Source organism: Bowmanella yangjiangensis (assembly GCF_017255015.1).
Lineage (GTDB): Bacteria > Pseudomonadota > Gammaproteobacteria > Enterobacterales > Alteromonadaceae > Bowmanella > Bowmanella yangjiangensis.
This window is the reverse complement of the sequence record NZ_JAFKCS010000610.1, coordinates 1-436: the sequence shown is the minus strand read 5'-3', so window position 1 is coordinate 436 and position 436 is coordinate 1. Positions and strand designations below refer to the sequence as shown.

1 protein-coding gene is annotated in these 436 nt (G+C 67.7%); it reads left to right on the top strand.

What is annotated here, in order from left to right; all coding sequences use genetic code 11:
- Positions 1–66: 66 nt before the first annotated feature.
- On the top strand, positions 67–436 hold a 370-nt coding region (locus tag J0A65_RS25910; protein ID WP_206597069.1), incomplete at its 3' end, for an alginate lyase family protein.

Sequence of the window (436 nt, the reverse complement as noted above, 5' to 3'; positions counted from 1 at the left end):
CCTGCTGTCGGTGCTGCTCGAACCCACGCAGACCGTCGAGCAGCCCTTCAAGATCGAGACCAAGCTATGCCTGTGAGCCCCCGCCTGACGGCCCTGCTGCTGTTGCTCTGCGCCTCGCTGGGCGCCAACGCGGCCCAGTCGATCTGGGCGCCGCAGTCGACGGCAGCGTCACGCCTGGTCGGCGACTATCGCCAGGAGCGCTGCCCGAAGACGCCGCCAGCCGCCTACACCGGCCACTTGCAGCTGGACAGCAAGTACGACCAGCGCGACCCCAGCAAGAGCCGCCTGGTCGCCCGGCAGAGCAAGGACACGCAGCGCATCCGCAAGCAGGTGCAGGGCTATATCGGTGGCCTGATCAAGGCCACCCAGGTGTTCCAGCGCACGCAAAAGGCCAACGAGGCCAACATCGCCCTGGCCTGCCTGGATCAGTGGCTCG